The sequence below is a fragment of the Synechococcus sp. R3-13 genome (assembly GCF_047462195.1).
GTDB lineage: Bacteria > Cyanobacteriota > Cyanobacteriia > Thermostichales > Thermostichaceae > Thermostichus.
The window spans coordinates 1-1,163 of sequence record NZ_JANSIO010000481.1 but is presented as its reverse complement, the minus strand read 5'-3'; the positions used below and the strand labels follow the sequence as shown (position 1 = coordinate 1,163).

General features: G+C 62.5%; 1 protein-coding gene. It reads left to right on the top strand.

Annotation, left to right across the window (positions count from 1 at the left end):
- Positions 1 to 1,151, top strand: a 1,151-nt coding sequence (locus tag NW856_RS13365) for an L-aspartate oxidase (protein ID WP_414400651.1), incomplete at its 5' end; no start/stop codon positions are given.
- Positions 1,152 to 1,163: the final 12 nt, after the last annotated feature.

Here is a 1,163-nt window from a genome sequence, read left to right as displayed (position 1 = left end):
TACGCCATCTGGGGGGGGATCGGAGCGGACTGTGGCTCCTGAGAGGTTTGCTGGCTCGCCTCAACAGGCTGCCTTTGCAGGGCTACACAGCCCTCAGCTTTTTGCTGGCGGGGGACAGGGTGGCGGGGGCCTTGCTTCTTGGCCCTGAGGGGCCGGTGGAGGTGAGGGCCGGGGCAGTTCTCCTGGCTACGGGAGGATTTGGCAGCCTCTTCCCCGTCTCGACAGCTCCCTCGGGAGCTACCGGCGATGGGATGGTGCTGGCTTGGCGGGCAGGGGCCATCCTCAGGGATCTGGAGTTTGTGCAATTTCACCCCACGGCTTTGCCCAATGGAGCGCTGGTGAGCGAGGCAGTAAGAGGAGAAGGGGCCGTTCTCCTCAACGCCTTTGGGGAGCGTTTCATGCCTCGGTATGCGGAGCGGGGAGAGCTGGCGCCGCGGGATGTGGTAGCTCGAGCCGTTTTCTGGGAGCGGGAGCAGACAGGGGGAACCTACCTGGATCTGCGGGTCGTCGAACATCTGGAGGAGCGTTTTCCCACCGTTGTTGCTTCTGCCCGCGCCTTGGGGTTGGATCCCACCAAGGATCTGCTGCCGGTTGTTCCCGCCGCTCACTACGTGATGGGTGGGATCCGAACGGACGCTTTCGGCTTCACCGGACTGCCGGGCCTTTATGCTGCCGGGGAGGTGGCTTCCACGGGGCTACACGGGGCCAATCGTTTGGCTTCCAACAGTCTCTTGGAGGGGCTGGTTATGGGCAAGCGGGCTGCTTTGGCTGCCTTGCAAGACTTGGGAGAGGTGAGCTTCGCCCGGCGACTGCAAAGGCTACCCGTTCTGGCGGCATCTCCCTCCATCGTGCCGGCTCTGAGGCAGCGAGTTGGGGAAGCTTTGGGCGTTGTGCGCGAGGGAACACGGCTGCGGGCTTTTCTGGCCTTTGTCAAGGAACTTCCCCTGCAGGAAAAGCCTTGGGCCAGCCGGGAAGAGGCTGAGGCAGGCAGTCTGCTTTTGCTCGCCCGTCTTGTAGCGCAGGGGGCGCTGCTGCGGGAAGAAAGCCGAGGAGCCCATTTCCGCGAGGACTTTCCCCAGGAAGGGGAGCCCTTCCATACAGAGGTGCGTGGTTCAACTTTTTGTCGTCATAGTCATTTCGATTCAAACTAGGTTGTGTTGATC